The following is a 16,564-nucleotide window of genomic DNA, read 5'->3' as shown; positions in this document are numbered from 1 at the left end:
TAAAAACACGTATCCGTCGTGGAGATGCAGCTCCAATGGCAATTGTACAATTCGTGAAGTAGTAGTTACTACTTCACTTTTCTTTTAAGGAGAATTAAAATGAGTGATTTAGAACAATACGCAAAAGAACATCAAGTGCCTATTATGATGGATGGTGGGTTAAAGTTCTTGTTAGAAAAACTTCAAGAAAAACAATGCCTGTCATTTTTGGAGTTAGGAACTGCAATTGCGCGTACATCTATTGAAGTAGCTAAGTTAGATCCTAGAATGAAAGTTGTCACAATTGAAAGAAATCCTGACATGATCGTTCAGGCAAAAAAGAATATTGAGGAAAGTGGATTATCTGACCAAATCACATTGATTGAAGGGGATGCTCTTGAAGTAGATGTAGATGGTATGTTTGACTGTATTTTTATCGATGCAGCTAAAGCACAATATCGACGTTTTTTTGAGAAATACTGTATCCATTTGAATGAGAATGGTATAATTGTATCAGATAATATGAATTTTCATGGGCTTGTAGAACATCCAGAATTATCGCGTAATCGCAATACACGCCAATTAGTTCGCAAGATCCATGATTATCATACGTATTTGGCAGAACTTTCTGATTATGAAACAGCATTTTATGATTATGGAGACGGAGTTGCCATTACAAGGAGGAAATAATTATGAATCTTTTTAAATTTTTAGTAGGTGCTGCAACCATTACAGTTGGCGCATGTGCAGTTGCTGGCAAAGTACATCGTGATAAACAAAGACAGGAAGAGTTAGATGAATTCTTATGCCCAGATATTGATGAACCTATTGAAAAAGAGATTCAACCAAGTGTAAGCCCATTAAAAAACATGGAATCGGATATTATGGGATTTAAAGAGGCTGAAGAAGAAATTCTTCCGGTCACACTTACATATAGCTTTGATTCTAAGGAGGCGGCTAAACAATTTCAAACAGAAATTGCTGAAAATGGATTAACTTCTTCGTATGATGATGAAGACAAACTTGTGGATGTAATTTATCATGAGGGTGTAAATGAAAGTGATTTAAAAATTTTGTCAAACACACTTGTAAATGCATGTACAAACACAAGTGCTGAATATAAAGGATTTCATTTTAATAAATAGTGGCTTGAGGGTGCTCAAGCCATTTTAATATGGTATAATAGTTCCGTTTATGGTGGAGGATATGTGATGGAAGCAATCGAAGTTTCACATTTAACTTTTTCCTATGACGGGAAAAATGATATATTAAAAGATGTTTCTTTTTCAATCCCAAAAGGAAGCTATACAACGATTATTGGACATAATGGTTCTGGTAAGAGTACAATGGCAAAACTAATCATTGGTTTATTGGAAGCGAAAAAGGGTAAAATTCAAATTTTAGGTCAGGAACTAAATGAAGAAAGTGTATATGAATTGAGAAGTCATATTGGAATTGTATTCCAAAATCCAGACAATCAATTTATTGGTTCTACAGTGGCAGATGATATTGCCTTTGGTTTAGAAAATCATTGTGTAGAACAAGAAAAGATGCAGGGGATTATTGAAGATGTTGCAGGTCGTGTTGGAATGACGGATTTTTTAAGTGCAGAGCCGACTAAATTATCTGGTGGACAAAAACAGCGTGTAGCGATTGCGGGTATCTTAGCTATTGAACCAAATATTATTATTTTTGATGAATCGACAAGTATGTTGGATCCTCAAGGTAAGGCAAGTATTAATGCGCAGATTCGCAAGTTACATGAGGAAAAAAATATCACTATTTTATCAATTACACATGATATGGAAGAGGTTGCTCAATCTGAAAATGTCATAGTATTAGAAAATGGTGAGATTGCGATGCAGGGAACACCAATGGATATTTTTAAACAGGAAGATAAGCTAGCTAAAATGCAGTTGGATATTCCTTTTGGTTTAAAGATTTCTAAAGAATTAAAGAAGCGTGGGATTTTTAAGGAAAATGTATGTCGTTTAGATGAGGTGGTAGAAAAATTATGTCGATTGAAATAAAGAAGTTAGAGCACACATATAATGAAAATACCCCTTTTTCGCATGCTGCATTAAAAGGTATTGATCTTTCAATTCCAGAAGGAAAAGTTACAGCTATTATTGGGCAGACGGGTTCTGGCAAATCAACTTTGGTTCAACATTTAAATGGTTTGTTGATTCCAACAGCGGGTACTTTGGATATTTGTGGCTTTCATATTCAGCCTTTGTTGAAAATCAAAGATGTGAAGCAATTGAGAAAAGAAGTTGGACTTGTATTCCAGTTTCCTGAATATCAATTGTTTGAAGAAACGATTGGTAAGGATATTGCGTTTGGACCAAAAAACTTTGGAACAAGTGAAGAAGATGCTTCCCAACTAGTAAAGAAAATCTTGCCTGTTGTAGGTTTGGATGAAAGTTATTTGGATCGTTCTCCTTTTGATTTGAGTGGAGGACAAAAGCGTCGTGTTGCAATTGCCGGTATTTTAGTATTGAATCCCAAAGTTTTAGTTTTAGATGAGCCAACTGCAGGTCTTGATCCTCAAGGTGCTCAAGAAATGATGACTTTATTTATGAACTTAAATAAAAAGGAAGGAAAAACCGTTCTTTTAGTAACTCACGATATGGAGCATGTCATGAATTATTGTGATCATGTAATTGTGTTAAGTCATGGTGAAGTAACGCAGGAAGCGAATGTGAAGGAATTTTTTAAGCATCCTGAATATCTACAAGAGATTGGTATCAATCCACCTAGTATAGTGCGTTTAAAGATGCAATTAGAAGAAAATGGATTTGACATGGATCCAGATATTATGGATATGAATTCACTTGTGGATTCAATAGAAAAGCAGGTGAAGAAACATGAATAATGTTGCGTTAGGACAATATATGCCATTAGATTCTGTGGTTCATAAGATGGATCCTCGATCTAAAATTATGATCATGTTATTTTTAATGGTTGCGATATTTATTCCTGCAGGAGTCCTTGGATATGTGATTATAGGTATTTTTATTTTATTGAGTTTGTATTTATCAAAATTAAATGTTAAATATGCATTAAGAACAATGAAACCAATGTTATGGATGATGGCTTTCTTGTTGGTTATTAACCTATTGGTTATTAAAACAGGAACACCTTTGTTTTCAATCAAGGGATTTACAATCTATAGTGATGCCGTAAATCAAACGTTATATATTGTGGTTCGTTTAATGTTGATGGTCATTATCACAACTGTATTAACAGCAACAACAAAACCTTTGGATTTGACTTTGGGAATTGAAAAATTGTTGAAGCCTTTTGAAAAGGTTGGTGTACCAGCTCACATTATTGCGATGATAATCAGTATTGCGTTGCGTTTTATTCCAACATTGATTGAAGAAACACAGCGTATTATGAACGCGCAGGCAAGTCGTGGTGTGGATTTAGAAAATGGGAGTATTAAAGAAAAAATTATGGCCATTTTGTCTTTAATTGTTCCACTATTTGTTTCTGCATTTGATCGTGCAGATCAACTTGCGAATGCGATGGAAGCTAGAGGGTATGATCCATCTAGAAAAAGAACACGTTACAAAGTGTTAAAGATGCAAACTATCGATTATGCTTCAATGATTTTAAGTGTTTTCGTTCTTTGTGCTTGTATTGGTATTTGGGTATTATGATTGTAAAAGCACTTGTCAGCTATGATGGTTTTAATTATGCAGGCTGGCAAAAACAAGAGAATGCGTTAGGCATTCAACAAGTGATTGAAGAAGCTTTGTATAAAATTACTAAAGAGAATGTGGATGTTGTTGCGAGTGGAAGAACGGATGCTGGAGTTCATGCATTAGGTCAAGTCTTTCATTTTGAGACAAGTAAAAATATTCCGGCTATTCAATATGAAAGAGCATTAAATGCGTTGCTTCCTAAAGATATTCGTATCTTAAAAACGGAAGAAATGCCCGATGATTTTCATGCACGTTTTAGTGCTGTAGGCAAACGTTATGATTATTTTTGTTCGTACGATATAAAGAATCCTTTTAATTATAAGTATCGTAATTTATTAACTAAAAAATTGGATATTGAGACGATGAAAAATGCATCAAAAGTATTCTTGGGATCTCATGATTTTACGAGTTTTGCATCGAGTAAAATCGATCCTAGAAAGCCTAGAGTTAAAACGATTTCAAATATTGAAATTAATGAAGAAGGTACAGATGTGCATTTTATTTTTGAAGGTACTGGTTTTCTAAGATATCAAGTTCGTATGATGACAGGTACTTTAATTGCGGTAGGTCAACATAAGATAGATATTGATGATGTGCAAAGAATGTTAGATGCGAAAGATAAGTCGGCATGTCGTTATAATGCACCGAGTTGCGGATTATATTTAGTGGAGGTAAAATACAATGAAACAAACTAATTTTCATACACATACTTCACGTTGTCATCATGCCTTTGGCAATGATGAAGAATTTGTTCGTACTGCCATTCAAAATGGTTTTGAAGTATTGGGCTTTTCAGATCATGCGTGTTGGAAATATGACTCCGATTTTGTGGCGCATATGCGTATGAAGCTTGATGAATTTGATGATTATAAAGATAGCGTTTTATATCTGAAAGATAGATATAAGAAGCAGATTGAGATTCGTTTGGGTTTAGAAGCTGAATACTTTCCTAAATATATGGATTGGTTGTTAGATTTCTGTATTGAAAATGAAATTGATTATTTGATTTTTGGCAATCATTATTATGGTACAGATGAGGATCACATTTACTTAGGTGGTGCTAAAGGTAAGTATATTAAAGGATATTTTGATACTTGTGTTGAAGGTATGAAAACGGGTATGTATGCATACCTAGCTCATCCTGAATTGATTTTAAGAGATACAGGTGGTTTTATCACACCTGAAATTGAAGAGGGATTTCACCGTATTTGTAAGATCAGTCAAGATTATAATGTTCCATTAGAATTTAATGTGTTGGGTATGCAACACAATATGCGTATGGGGTATGAAGAGTATCCACACACTAAGTTTTGGCAAATCGCTGCTCAATATAATGTGAAGGCAATTCTAGGTATGGATGCGCATAGAATTTGTGATTTGGATCAAAAATTATATAATTTGGCTTTGGAAAAATTATCTGAATTTGATGTAGAAATCATGGATGATATTCCTTTAATTGATTATAAAAAAATAAAAGAAAACAAGATTAAAGTTTAGCAAAAATAAAGCTAAACTTTTTGTTTTTTTCATTGACTTTTATAGGGATATTGCATATCATATTAGGTGGCTAAACTCTGGCCTTTTGAGCCCCGGTAAACGCTCAAATCAAGGAGGAAATTAGATATGCGTCAAACTACTATGGCAAAACCTGCCGATGTAACACGTACATGGTATGTAGTTGATGGAAACGGACAAACTTTAGGACGTTTGGCTTCAACTTGTGCTCATGTATTAAAAGGTAAACACAAACCTACATACACACCAAATGTTGACTGTGGTGATTATGTAATTGTGATCAATGCTGACAAGGTCGAAATGACTGGAAACAAGTTGAATACTGAAAAGTATTACAACCACTCTGGATACTTTGGAGGTATGCGTGTGCGTACAGCTAAAGAAATGAAAGAGAAATACCCTGTTGAATGGGTTGAAAGAGCAATCAAAGGTATGTTACCTCACACTAAATTAGGTGATGTACAACGTGGACACGTATTCGTATACGCTGGTAGCGAACACCCACATGCTGCTCAAAAACCTGTTGAATTGAAGGTAAGAGGATAAGGAGGAATAGAATATGAAAAAATCTAACACTGTTCAATATCATGGCGTTGGACGTCGTAAAAAATCTGTTGCTCGTGTCTTTTTACGTCCAGGTACAGGTAATATCGTAGTCAACGGAAAAACTTTGGAAGAATACCTTCCATTGGAAACTTTACGTATGGTTGTTAAATCACCATTAGAAATCACTAACACAGTTGATCAATTTGATGTGATTATCAACGTACAAGGTGGAGGATACACTGGTCAATCTGGTGCTATGCGTCACGGAATCACTCGTGCTTTAATGGAAGCTAGTGAAGACTACCGTCCAGTATTAAAAGCTGCAGGATTCGTTACTCGTGACCCTCGTGCTAAAGAACGTAAAAAATACGGTCTTAAAGCAGCTCGTCGTGCTCCACAATTCTCTAAACGTTAGTATTTTACTTACTAAGAGAATGCAAAAGCCTTTATATAAAGGCTTTTTTCTTTTGCCTAAATACTATGAAATCGTATGCGTAGGACACAAGTAGGCCACAAACATTTTTAATAGAAAAACCTCGAAGAAATATCACTTCGAGGCATTTTTTTATATTTTGTTGATCGCATCCAACAATGTCTGATAGTCCATGTGAGTATATACTTTTTCAGTTAAACTCACGGCTCCCTTATGACCTATTATCTTCTTGATCGTAGTTGGATTTACATCTGCTTTTGTCAGTAATGATATACAAGTATGTCTTGTATCATGTGGAGTTTGCTTCATGTTTAATTGTTTCATACTCCTGCATCAGTATTGACTTACCCGATTTTCTGATACCGGTAATAACTTTTATACCAGGCGTATACTTCAGATTCTTTATTCGATTCAGGTATTCAGTTCTTTCAATGGTTCCCATAGTATTGCCTCACTTTCAAAAAATGAAAATTTTTAAACTTTTGAAAGTGAATAGTCTGCTTTTGTTAATTTTTTTCTTTATATTTTAAGAATTCTTAGATATTATTGGAATAGTTGGAGGTGTATAACATGAAATTGGAAAAAAGAATAGAACTATGTGATTCTATGACACCGCTAGAGTCCGAAATTGCATCTTATATTTTAAATAATAAAAATGTGGTTACGAAACTAAAGATTCAAGAATTGGCCGATATACTATTTATATCAAAATCTGCGATTCATCGTTTTGTGAAAAAGATTGGGTTTAATGGATTCAATGATTTAAAAGTGAGTATCGCAAAAGAAAATGCTGATTTATTAGAAAACAATTCCTATATCAATGTGAATTATCCATTTCAGGCAAAGGATAATCCAAGACAGATAGCTTTTAAGCTTTTAGAACTTTATGAGAAGGCTATTAAGGATACATTTGAATATGTTGATTTAGACCAAATCAAAGCAGTTTCACAATTAATAGATTCGGCAGATGTAATTGATGTTTATACTCATGCCCATAATTCAAATATAGCAGAAAATTTTCAAGATAAAATGTTGACTATTGGAAGAAGTGTAAACTGTCCAAGCAGCTTTTATAATCAAAGATTAACTGTATTGGCTTCGGACCAAAAACACGTAGCGATTATTCTATCTTATTCGGGAAAGGCTACATTTATATTGCCGATTGTAAAAAAATTATATGAAAAAGGTGTGAAAGTTATACAAATTGGAAAAGCAGGAAGTAATTATTATTCTCAATATGTGACATATCATTTATCGATTAGTGATTCTGAAAATAATCGAGATAGAATGTCTCAGTTTTCAAGTCATATAGCTATGCAATATATTATGGATGTTTTGTATGGTTGTATTTATAATGTGAGAAGAAAAAAGAATACAAAATATATTTATGATTCGATTGATTATATGGATGATCGACCAAAGGATTAAAAAAGATTCAAAAAGTTTCAGATTTTTTTGAATCTTTTTTATTTTGCTTAGAAAAAACTATCTTCAATTCTTGGACATATTGAAGAATAACTGGGTAAAAAGTAAATTAAAGCTATCAATAGAAAAGGAGAAAACATGATGAAAAAAGGATTAAAAATTGTTACGATTGGTGGCGGAAGCAGTTATACACCTGAATTGATGGAAGGTTTTATTAAACGTTACAATGAACTTCCTATTAAGGAAATCTGGCTTGTCGATATTGAACAAGGAAAAGAAAAAGTAAATATTGATGCTAAAATATCACAACGTATGTGGGATGCAGCAGGCTATGATGTAAAAGTGCATGTAACTTTTGATCGTAGAGAGGCATTAAAAGATGCGGATTTTGTTACAACACAATTTAGAGTGGGCTTATTAGAAGCCAGAATTAAAGATGAGAGAATTCCTTTGTCTTATGGAATGTTAGGACAAGAAACAAACGGAGCAGGTGGAATTTTTAAAGCGTTTAGAACAATTCCTGTAATTCTTGATATTGTAGAAGATATGAAGGAATTATGTCCAAATGCATGGTTAATTAATTTTACAAATCCAAGTGGAATGGTAACTGAAGCAGTTATTAAATACGGAAAGTGGGATCGTTGTATTGGTTTATGTAATGTTCCAACGATTGCTATGATGAAAGAGCCTATTGCATTAAATGTAGATCCAAATGAGTTGATTTATCAATTCGTAGGGTTAAATCATTTTCATTGGCACAAAGTATATGATAAAGATGGAAATGAATTAACAAGTAAAGTGATTGATGCTATGTTGGATGGAAAAGATGTTGGTCTTCCAGCAAACATCAATAACGTTCCTTTCTTTGGAGAACAAATCAGAGAAATGAATATGATTCCTTGTGGATATCATAGATATTATTATCGTCAACAAGAAATGTTAGAGCATAGTTTGATGGAATATGAAACAATTGGTACTCGTGGTCAACAAGTAAAAGAAACAGAAAATAAATTGTTTGAATTATATAAAAATCCGAATTTAGATCATAAACCAGAAGAGTTATCAAAACGTGGTGGTGCTTATTACAGCGATGCAGCGTGCGAATGTATCAATGCGATTTATAACAATAAGCAGACTCATATGGTTGTTAGCACAAAAAATAGAGGAGCAATTCCAGAATTGCCTGAAGATTCAATAGTTGAAGTGAGCTGCTATATTGGGGCAAAAGGAGCAATGCCTGTTGCTTGGGGAAAATTACCAAGTGCACAAAGAGGATGGCTTCAATGCATGAAAGCAATGGAAGAGTGTACAATCGAAGCCGCAGTTACTGGTAATTATGGATTGGCACTTGAAGCATTTACATTAAATGAATTGATTCCATCTGGAGAAAATGCAAAGCGTGTTTTAGATGAATTGTTGATTGCACATAAGAATTATTTACCACAATTTAAGTCTACAATTGAAAAATTAGAAAAAGAAAATGTAACAATCAAAGATTCAGTAGTGAACGAGATTATTGCTCATGAGAGTTAAAAAAGAAGTATTTGGAATACATCCATCGGGTAAAGAAGTTAACAAGTTTGAAATCATGAATAAACAAGGAATGAAAGCAGTAATCACTAATTTTGGTGCTATTCTAATATCCTTGTTTGTTAAAGATAAAAAGGGTAAAGGAATTCAAATCATTTATGGACCACAAGTGACAGTTATAAAAAGTGATTTTGAAGAATATGTTGAGAGAGTGAGTCAATAATGTTTTTTAGAAAGAAAATTAAAGAATTGGAAATCTATAAATGCGCGCAAGGAGATATTGTACCTATTGAAAATGTTCCTGATTCAGTTTTTGCAGACAAATTACTAGGTGATGGAATCGCAATCAACCCTAGTAATGGAGAAATTATTTCACCTATTGATGGACGAGTTGTTATGATCCAAGATAGCCTTCATGCGATTGGGATTCAATCAGAGGATGGTATTGAAATATTAATTCATGTTGGATTGGATACAGTCGAATTAAAAGGCGAAGGATTCGTTAAGAAAGTGAATATAAATGATAGAGTGAATAAAGGTCAGCCTATTGTATGTTTTGATAAAAAAATGATTGAAGAAAAAGGGTATAATACTATTACGATGATGATAGTTGTTAATAATGAGCGTATTTGCAAATTGGAAAAAGGCAATCAATTAGACAAACCTTTAATAAAAGTTCAATATAAATAAAGAAAACTGTAGCGATATGTGAGTCGCTACAGTCTTTTTGTTTATTAAAAACAAAATATCACAATCCATTTCGAATACAAAAAGGATTATCGAAAGTACAATTAAACTATGAGGCTAAGTCATTTTAAACGTGATTTTTCTTATTATTCCAAGTACCGATGACTTCATTAACTGTTGATACTGTTACAAAAGCTTCAATATCACTTTCTTGAAGATAATATAGTAATTTTTTATATTCATTTGTAGCCATGATTGTGACAAGCTCTGTATGCTCTGTTTTATCATAACCACCTTTTGCCGAATATAAAGTAACACCACGCTTTAATGTGTTCATTATATAATCTTGAATGACTTCATATTCTTTGGATAATATACAAATCTTCTTTTTCTTATTAAAACCATCAATAAAATAATCTACAGCTTGACCATTGGCTAGTGTTGCCAATGCACCAACCACTAAAGCGCCAATATCATATACAATTAGACTTGTTGTACAAATGAGTAGTCCAACTAACGTACAAGCTTTGCCTAGATCCATATGTGTATATTTATTGACAATTTTCGCAATAATATCCGTTCCACCACTCGATGCGTTTACACGAAATAGAATGGTTTGTCCAAATGCTAAAATCAATGTATAGGTAGCCATGTCGAAAACAGCATTTTGTGTTAAAGATACATTATTTGGATAAATTTTTTCAAATACAGCTAGAAATAAAGGCAATAATAAAGAGGCATAAATCGTTTTTGCACCAAACTCTTTACCAATTAGAACAATACCTAGAATCAACAATAAGGCGTTGATCACAAAGGTAAGTGTAGAAATAGATAGGCTTGTGATTTTAGCTAAAACCATAGCTAAACCAGTAACACTTCCAGTGATGACTTCACTAGGAATTAAGAAGAAATATATGGCGACACTGATGATGAACATGGCGAGTGTGATAGTCAAAAAGCTTTTTAATGTATTCGTTTTCATTTGTAAAACCTCCGCTTTTTATTATGCCAAAAAAAGTGTAAAAAAAGAAGAGTTATCTCTTCTTCGCATCGGTTTTATTAAATTTATCTCTACGCTTTGTAGATTGAATGAACAGGCGCTTCATTTCTTGTGTATCTTCTTGTTCTAAAGAATCTCTAAAGTGAGAGATTGAATCGATAAACTGGTTGATTTCATCTAATAAGATATCTTTATTCATGATAAATAATTCGGTCCATAAATCTTCATTGATTTTCGCAATACGAGTTAAATCCCGAAAGCTATCTCCCGTATATTCTACAAGATGAGCATTATCGTGTGTATTCATTAAAGATACTGCAATGACATGGGTTAACTGTGATAAAAAGCCGATCATTTTATCATGCTCTTCAATGGATAGTGTACAAATTCTACCAAATTCCATCTTATTAGCTAATTCTTTTACGGCTTCAATTGTTTCCTTTTTATTCTTTTGAGTAGGAACAAGAATAAAGTTTGAACCTTTAAAAATCGTTTCATCACTAAATTCAATACCACGAGATTCTCTACCACACATGGGGTGAATGCTTAATAATTCAAGATCTTCGCGTAATACATCTTGAATGGGTTTGACAATATTTGTCTTTACACCACTAATATCCATTAATAATGAATTTTTAGGGATATCATTTTGATAGACTTCAATCCAAGGAAGAATTTTGGTTGGATATAGACAGAAGATAAATGTATCACACTTTGAAATGACATCTAAAGGATTTGTGCTACCATCTACAATAATATTTAATTCTTTGGCTTTATCAATCGTTTGTTTAGAAACATCAATACCATACACGTTGTAGTTTAAGTGTGTTAGTTTCTTCGCAAAACTCGCTCCCATTAATCCAAGTCCTATAATCGCAATATTTGTCATAGAATCTCAACCTTTCCACCTAAGCTTTGAATGTCTTCAAAGAAAGTAGGGTAACTCTTTGTGATGGCTTGGGCATCATCAATAATACATTCGGAACCTGCACATAATCCAAATACCGTCATTGCCATAACAATGCGGTGATCGTTATGTCCAAAGATTTCTACTGTGTTATTTGATTTATAGTGTTCTTTACCGTGAATTTGAATCGAATCAAATGTAGAAGTAATATCTACACCCCATTTTTTTAGTTCGGTTTCCATAGCTTCAATGCGATCACTTTCTTTCATGCGTAAACGAGCTGCATTCACAATATTTGTTTCACCATTTGTGAAACTGGCTAAGACACATAAGATTGGTCCTAAATCTGGACAATTAGATAAGTCGATAGTTTGTGGTGCAGGTTGTTTTTTTGTGAATGTGATCGTATCCTTGTCACTTGTAAAACTAGGAATACAATCTAAAATGGCTTTATCTCCTTGTTTACTTGACATGTCCATGTTGGAGCATGAAAGAGTATTGTTTAAAGTGCCTAACACCGCAAAGAAGGCTAGTTGAGAAAAGTCTCCTTCAACAGAAACGTCTTGTGCTTTATAGTGTTGGTTTCCTTTGATTAAATATGAATTTGAACTTGTTTCTATAATTTCAATGCCAAATTTCGCTAACATTTGAATCGTAAGATTTACATAGCTCTTTGATTCATAAGGCTCAGTAATTGTAAGTGTACTATCTTGATTTAATAATGGAAGGACAAACATGAATCCGGTAATAAATTGGCTGGAAATATCTCCTTGTACAACGTAGTCTTTCGCTTTTAGATTTCCACTTACAATGATTTCTTTATCGGATTGGTTGAATTCAATATTTTGTTTCTTAAATTCATTTTCATATACATCCATGGGTCTTTGAAGCAATCTTCCTTGACCTAAAAATTTAACTTTGGCATTTGTACATGCAGCAAGTGGAATCAAGAAACGTAAAGTAGAACCGGATTCATTCGCATTACACGTAATATTTCCTTCTTGTTTAAAAAGATTAGTGCCTGTTACTTCATATGTAGTTTCATCGATTTGTTTAATTATAGCACCCAAAGCTTTCATGCAGCCAACGGTTGCTTCAATATCCTTTGAGTTTGTGACATTGGAAACAATACTTGTACCATCACTTAATGAGGCACAAATCAATGCTCTATGTGCCATAGATTTGGATGCGGGTATCTTTACATTTCCATGTACTTTACTTGGTGTTACTTTTACTTTCATTCAAAATCCCCCTGAAGTGGCTTAATGGCAAGCCTAGACATATATAAATCTAATAAACCAAACGCAACTACACTATCCACAATAATTCTTGCTCGGTGCAAGATGCATGGGTCGTGTCTTCCTTGAATTTTAAGATCCACGTTTTCTTTTGAAAGATAATCCACAGATTCTTGCGTTTTAAAAATCGATGGCGTTGGCTTAATGCAAGTATGGATCAAAATCGGCATACCATTTGTGATACCACCATTGATTCCGGCATTGTGATTTGTTTTAGTTTCAATTTTATCATTAAAACGGAAGGCATCATTGGCTTGAGATCCTTTTAGTTTCGCAAAGCCAAATCCTTCACCAAAGGAAACGCCTTTAACGGCTGGTACAGAGAAAATTAAGTGTGATAAAATGCTTTCTACAGAATCAAAGAAAGGTTCCCCTAGGCCTGCAGGAAGACCTATAATGGCAGTTTCTAAAATACCACCTAATGAATCACCTTCAGCAGCTGCTTTTTCGATTTCTTGAATCATCTGATCTTTGACTTGATCATCTATAACCGCAAAGGTTTTATCATTGACTTCTTGAATTTGTTTTTCTAAAACACGAGAGTCTTGACTAAAAGGAATATCCGAAAGGGTATATAAACTTTCAATGTGTGATCCAATTACTATGCCTTGTGATTTCAGAACTTGTCTGCAAATGCTTCCGGCAGCTACAATGCATGCGGTAAGTCTTCCGGAAAAGTGTCCGCCACCACGATAGTCTTGATATCCATTGTATTTTTCAAAGGCAGTAAAATCAGCATGTCCAGGACGCAATCTTCCATGGAAGACAGAATAGTCTTTTGACTTTGTGTTTTGGTTTTCAATTAGAATGGTAAGTGCTGTACCTGTTGTATAGCCATTATACATTCCAGAAAGAATATGTACTTCATCCGCTTCATGTCTTTGGGTTGAAATCTTACCTGTTGCCTTACGTTTATCCATATCAGCTTTGATTTGTTCCATATCCACCTTAAATCCTGCAGGAAGACCATCTAACGTAATACCAATGGCAGGACCATGGCTTTCACCAAATAATGTCCAAGATATATTTGTACCAAAATTATTTTTCATAAGGTCCTCTTTCTAATACTTCTTGTATTTCCTTAAAAGAAAGTTCTTTGATGATATAAGAACCAGATTGTTCAACTAAAACGGTAGATACTGTATTATGATTGCTTTTCTTATCATGCGTTACATATTCTAATAATGTGGCAGTATCATAGTCTGGTACTTGAGGCAAATCTAATTTTTTATAGATGTTTAATACGCGTTGTTTTAATGTTTTATCTTCAATAAAGAATAACATACCCATCGCCACACATTCTCCATGAAGATATGTATTTAATCCATATGCAGATTCAATGGCGTGTCCAATGGTGTGCCCAAAGTTTAAAATCTTTCTAAGATTACTTTCTCTTTCATCTTGTTGAACTACATCTCGCTTTAATTCAATGGAACGCGTAATAATCGTATCGATATCTAATGTGTCTTGTTCAAATAAAGAGACTAAGTGATCATCTAGAATCAGTCCCATTTTAAGTGCTTCACAAAGGCCGTTGTGCTGTTGGCGAAGGGAAAGAGTCGATAATACGTTTGGATCGATAATAACGGTTTTAGGTTGCCAAAATGCGCCTACAATATTTTTGTAGGAACCCATATCAATAGCTACTTTTCCACCTACACTTGAATCAACCTGGCTTAATACAGTTGTTGGGATGTTGTAGAAATCAATCCCGCGCATATAGCTAGCGGCGACAAAACCTGCAAGATCTCCGACAACACCACCGCCTACCGCAATAATGGCATCTTTTCTAGACATGTTGTGTGAAATCATATCTTCTAAAAGATTTTTATATTGATCAAAACATTTGGATGGTTCACCTTGCGGAATGGTGCATATAAAAGAATCAGGACACTGTTCTTTTACGATGTTGACCCATTTTTCAGGCACACCTGTATCTGTGATAATCGCAATTTTTCTTGATACAGGAATATATTCATGTACTTTTTGAATTGCGTTTCTTTCAATATATATTGGATATGAATGATTTTCTAAATAGACATTTAACTTCATAATAAAAAACTCCTTTCGTATATCATACCATGAACATAAACTTTTTTCAGAAATTTTCTGAAAGAAATAGTGTAATGAATATATGGAGTACTTAGTTAAAATTCAAGACTATTTGAAATTGAAAATAAAGGATACATATCGTGTCGCAATTATTGGAAAGGAAATCGCAAAAAAAGAAGGATTGAATGTAGAAGATTTATTGATTGCGTGTTTGTTGCATGATGTGAGTGATTTTGAGTGTTTAAAAGATCAATTAAAAATATCCACAGCCTTATAAGCTGTGGATAAATGTTTCTACACGATACATGATTTGTTTCAAATTCTCAATATCTGTTTGAATATTTCCTGTTTCTAAGGAATGATTTCCATCAACAATACTATGAAATTCAATAAGATGATAAATACAATAGTGTTCAATCTTATCGAAGTTAGCCCACTGATCTTTGGTTCCAGAATACACTAAATCTTTTTGTTGAAGATATTCCAAAGTAAAATCTAATGGTGTGAAATAGATGTTGGCAGTTAACTTATATTCATGGGCAAGTTTAGCTGCACAATAAGTACCTATACTTTTTGAGATAAAAAGAATGGAATCATAAGCTTTTAAATCGAATTTATGAATTTGGTCTTTGGCTTGTTTATATGCCTCATCTTTAGATTTGTTTAAATCAAAGTCTAGGTTTTCAAAATGAATTTCTTTGATTTCATAATCCATATTCTTTAATATCTTCTTTGAATAATATAGTAATGGTTTATCAGTGTGATATCCAATTCCAGGAAATAATATAGCAAGTTTCATGCCTTTAGTATAAGATTAGTCATCTAAATTATCAATGGCATATTGTGCTTCTTCAGCTGTGAATTTTTCTCCATATTCCGAAGTTAATTGATCATAGATGGCACCCTTTGACATGTTCATAGTTTCTTGATAGTTCTTTGCGGACTTCAAAGCTGCTTCTAAATAGTCTCCCTTGATGTTATCAATGGCATACTGCGCTTCTTCTGGTGTAAACTTTTCTCCATTTTCTGAAGTTAATTGATCATAAATTCGAGCTTTTGACATATGCATCGTCTTTTTGTAGTTTTCTCCGCATTTTAATGCATTTTCATTATAATCCGCATTTAGATTATCAATCGCATATTGTGCAGCTTCTGTATCAAACTTTTCTCCATATTCCGACGTTAATTGATCGTAGATACCTTGTTTGGACATGTGCATCATTTTACTGTAATTTTCAGCCTTATGCAGAGCATTACGATACTCTTTTGGAACACTTGTATCTTCCTTTGTTTCTACTATTTTTTCTTTTGTGTCTTTAGTCTTAGTTTCTTCATCACTCGTTGTTGAACAAGCGACAGCCGATAAGACAATAGCGGCTGTTAAAAATACTTTTAAACCCTTTTGCATACATACTCCTTATTTCTTTGGCTATGTCACAACAAACAGTTGATAAATAGCCATTTTTATAGGGGAGTATCAGA

The 16,564-nt window shown here is 33.6% G+C and carries 21 protein-coding genes and 1 pseudogene; 14 read left to right on the top strand and 8 right to left on the bottom strand.

Features of this window, described 5'->3' with window-relative positions; genetic code table 11:
• Positions 1-81: 81 nt before the first annotated feature.
• From KTQ83_RS08755 to rpsI, 9 genes and pseudogenes are all read left to right on the top strand, one after another.
• Positions 82-669 (top strand): annotated as a pseudogene (locus tag KTQ83_RS08755) (O-methyltransferase); the annotation flags it as partial.
• A gap of 2 nt (positions 670-671) precedes the next feature.
• Positions 672-1,124 carry a hypothetical protein gene (locus tag KTQ83_RS08750; protein ID WP_186999224.1) on the top strand — a complete coding sequence of 151 codons (453 nt, stop codon included), beginning with the start codon at positions 672-674 and terminating at the stop codon, positions 1,122-1,124.
• A gap of 66 nt (positions 1,125-1,190) precedes the next feature.
• Positions 1,191-2,009, top strand: a complete 819-nt coding sequence (locus tag KTQ83_RS08745) for an energy-coupling factor transporter ATPase (RefSeq protein WP_217256531.1) — start codon at positions 1,191-1,193, stop codon at positions 2,007-2,009.
• Positions 1,994-2,854, top strand: coding sequence for an energy-coupling factor transporter ATPase (locus tag KTQ83_RS08740; RefSeq protein ID WP_117925864.1), 861 nt, complete (start codon positions 1,994-1,996; stop codon positions 2,852-2,854). The genes KTQ83_RS08745 and KTQ83_RS08740 overlap by 16 nt, the downstream gene beginning before the upstream one ends.
• Positions 2,847-3,644, top strand: coding sequence for an energy-coupling factor transporter transmembrane component T family protein (locus KTQ83_RS08735; RefSeq protein WP_217256530.1), 798 nt, complete (start codon positions 2,847-2,849; stop codon positions 3,642-3,644). The genes KTQ83_RS08740 and KTQ83_RS08735 overlap by 8 nt, the downstream gene beginning before the upstream one ends.
• Positions 3,641-4,384 (top strand): tRNA pseudouridine(38-40) synthase TruA, encoded by a 744-nt coding sequence (gene truA, locus KTQ83_RS08730; protein ID WP_217256529.1) that lies wholly within the window; start codon positions 3,641-3,643, stop codon positions 4,382-4,384. The genes KTQ83_RS08735 and truA overlap by 4 nt, the downstream gene beginning before the upstream one ends.
• Complete coding sequence (locus tag KTQ83_RS08725; protein ID WP_217256528.1) at positions 4,371-5,186, top strand: histidinol-phosphatase; 816 nt, start codon at positions 4,371-4,373, stop codon at positions 5,184-5,186. Before truA ends, KTQ83_RS08725 begins: the two co-directional genes overlap by 14 nt.
• 126 nt (positions 5,187-5,312) lie before the next feature.
• On the top strand, positions 5,313-5,750 hold the full coding sequence (gene rplM, locus KTQ83_RS08720) for a 50S ribosomal protein L13 (RefSeq protein ID WP_003864733.1): 438 nt from the start codon (positions 5,313-5,315) through the stop codon (positions 5,748-5,750).
• Between the two features lie 13 nt (positions 5,751-5,763).
• The gene (rpsI, locus tag KTQ83_RS08715) at positions 5,764-6,165 is read left to right on the top strand and encodes a 30S ribosomal protein S9 (RefSeq protein WP_117573786.1); all 402 of its coding nucleotides are present in this window, start codon (positions 5,764-5,766) and stop codon (positions 6,163-6,165) included.
• A 150-nt stretch (positions 6,166-6,315) separates the two neighbouring features.
• Here the strand turns inward: rpsI and KTQ83_RS08710 are convergent, their stop codons facing one another.
• Positions 6,316-6,507 carry a tyrosine-type recombinase/integrase gene (locus KTQ83_RS08710; protein ID WP_217256527.1) on the bottom strand — a complete coding sequence of 64 codons (192 nt, stop codon included), beginning with the start codon at positions 6,505-6,507 and terminating at the stop codon, positions 6,316-6,318.
• A gap of 246 nt (positions 6,508-6,753) precedes the next feature.
• On the opposite strand from KTQ83_RS08710, the gene KTQ83_RS08705 reads away from it, so the two are divergent.
• The 4 genes from KTQ83_RS08705 to KTQ83_RS08690 all read left to right on the top strand — a co-directional run bounded on the left by KTQ83_RS08705 (position 6,754) and on the right by KTQ83_RS08690 (position 9,828).
• Entirely contained in the window at positions 6,754-7,611 is an 858-nt protein-coding gene (locus tag KTQ83_RS08705) for a MurR/RpiR family transcriptional regulator (protein ID WP_217256526.1), read from the top strand.
• Between the two features lie 135 nt (positions 7,612-7,746).
• Positions 7,747-9,141: a 6-phospho-beta-glucosidase gene (locus tag KTQ83_RS08700; protein ID WP_280636089.1), complete on the top strand. Its 1,395-nt coding sequence runs from the start codon at positions 7,747-7,749 to the stop codon at positions 9,139-9,141.
• Complete coding sequence (locus KTQ83_RS08695; RefSeq protein WP_217256524.1) at positions 9,131-9,361, top strand: hypothetical protein; 231 nt, start codon at positions 9,131-9,133, stop codon at positions 9,359-9,361. The genes KTQ83_RS08700 and KTQ83_RS08695 overlap by 11 nt, the downstream gene beginning before the upstream one ends.
• Entirely contained in the window at positions 9,361-9,828 is a 468-nt protein-coding gene (locus KTQ83_RS08690; RefSeq protein ID WP_217256523.1) for a PTS sugar transporter subunit IIA, read from the top strand. The genes KTQ83_RS08695 and KTQ83_RS08690 overlap by 1 nt, the downstream gene beginning before the upstream one ends.
• Before the next feature lie 124 nt (positions 9,829-9,952).
• Here KTQ83_RS08690 and KTQ83_RS08685 read toward each other — a convergent pair whose 3' ends face one another.
• From KTQ83_RS08685 to aroB, 5 genes are read right to left on the bottom strand one after another with little or no spacing between them, the layout of a single operon-like run.
• Complete coding sequence (locus KTQ83_RS08685; protein WP_217256522.1) at positions 9,953-10,807, bottom strand: YitT family protein; 855 nt, start codon at positions 10,805-10,807, stop codon at positions 9,953-9,955.
• Between the two features lie 52 nt (positions 10,808-10,859).
• Positions 10,860-11,714 carry a prephenate dehydrogenase gene (locus tag KTQ83_RS08680; protein WP_217256521.1) on the bottom strand — a complete coding sequence of 285 codons (855 nt, stop codon included), beginning with the start codon at positions 11,712-11,714 and terminating at the stop codon, positions 10,860-10,862.
• Complete coding sequence (aroA, locus tag KTQ83_RS08675; RefSeq protein WP_217256520.1) at positions 11,711-12,973, bottom strand: 3-phosphoshikimate 1-carboxyvinyltransferase; 1,263 nt, start codon at positions 12,971-12,973, stop codon at positions 11,711-11,713. The genes KTQ83_RS08680 and aroA overlap by 4 nt, the downstream gene beginning before the upstream one ends.
• Complete coding sequence (aroC, locus tag KTQ83_RS08670) at positions 12,970-14,079, bottom strand: chorismate synthase (protein ID WP_217256519.1); 1,110 nt, start codon at positions 14,077-14,079, stop codon at positions 12,970-12,972. Before aroC ends, aroA begins: the two co-directional genes overlap by 4 nt.
• Entirely contained in the window at positions 14,069-15,082 is a 1,014-nt protein-coding gene (aroB, locus tag KTQ83_RS08665; RefSeq protein WP_217256518.1) for a 3-dehydroquinate synthase, read from the bottom strand. The genes aroC and aroB overlap by 11 nt, the downstream gene beginning before the upstream one ends.
• 82 nt (positions 15,083-15,164) lie before the next feature.
• On the opposite strand from aroB, the gene KTQ83_RS08660 reads away from it, so the two are divergent.
• Entirely contained in the window at positions 15,165-15,359 is a 195-nt protein-coding gene (locus KTQ83_RS08660) for an HD domain-containing protein (protein WP_217256517.1), read from the top strand.
• Here KTQ83_RS08660 and KTQ83_RS08655 read toward each other — a convergent pair.
• A complete protein-coding gene (locus KTQ83_RS08655; RefSeq protein ID WP_217256516.1) occupies positions 15,354-15,881 on the bottom strand; it encodes a hypothetical protein in 528 nt (175 codons plus the stop codon). The two genes, KTQ83_RS08660 and KTQ83_RS08655, sit on opposite strands and share 6 nt — an antisense overlap.
• A gap of 15 nt (positions 15,882-15,896) precedes the next feature.
• Positions 15,897-16,490, bottom strand: a complete 594-nt coding sequence (locus KTQ83_RS08650; RefSeq protein WP_217256515.1) for an Ltp family lipoprotein — start codon at positions 16,488-16,490, stop codon at positions 15,897-15,899.
• Positions 16,491-16,564 lie beyond the last annotated feature (74 nt).

It is taken from the genome of Holdemanella porci, from assembly GCF_019052655.1.
Taxonomy (GTDB): Bacteria; Bacillota_I; Bacilli_A; order Erysipelotrichales; family Erysipelotrichaceae; genus Holdemanella; species Holdemanella hominis.
This window is presented reverse-complemented; position numbering and strand designations above follow the sequence as displayed.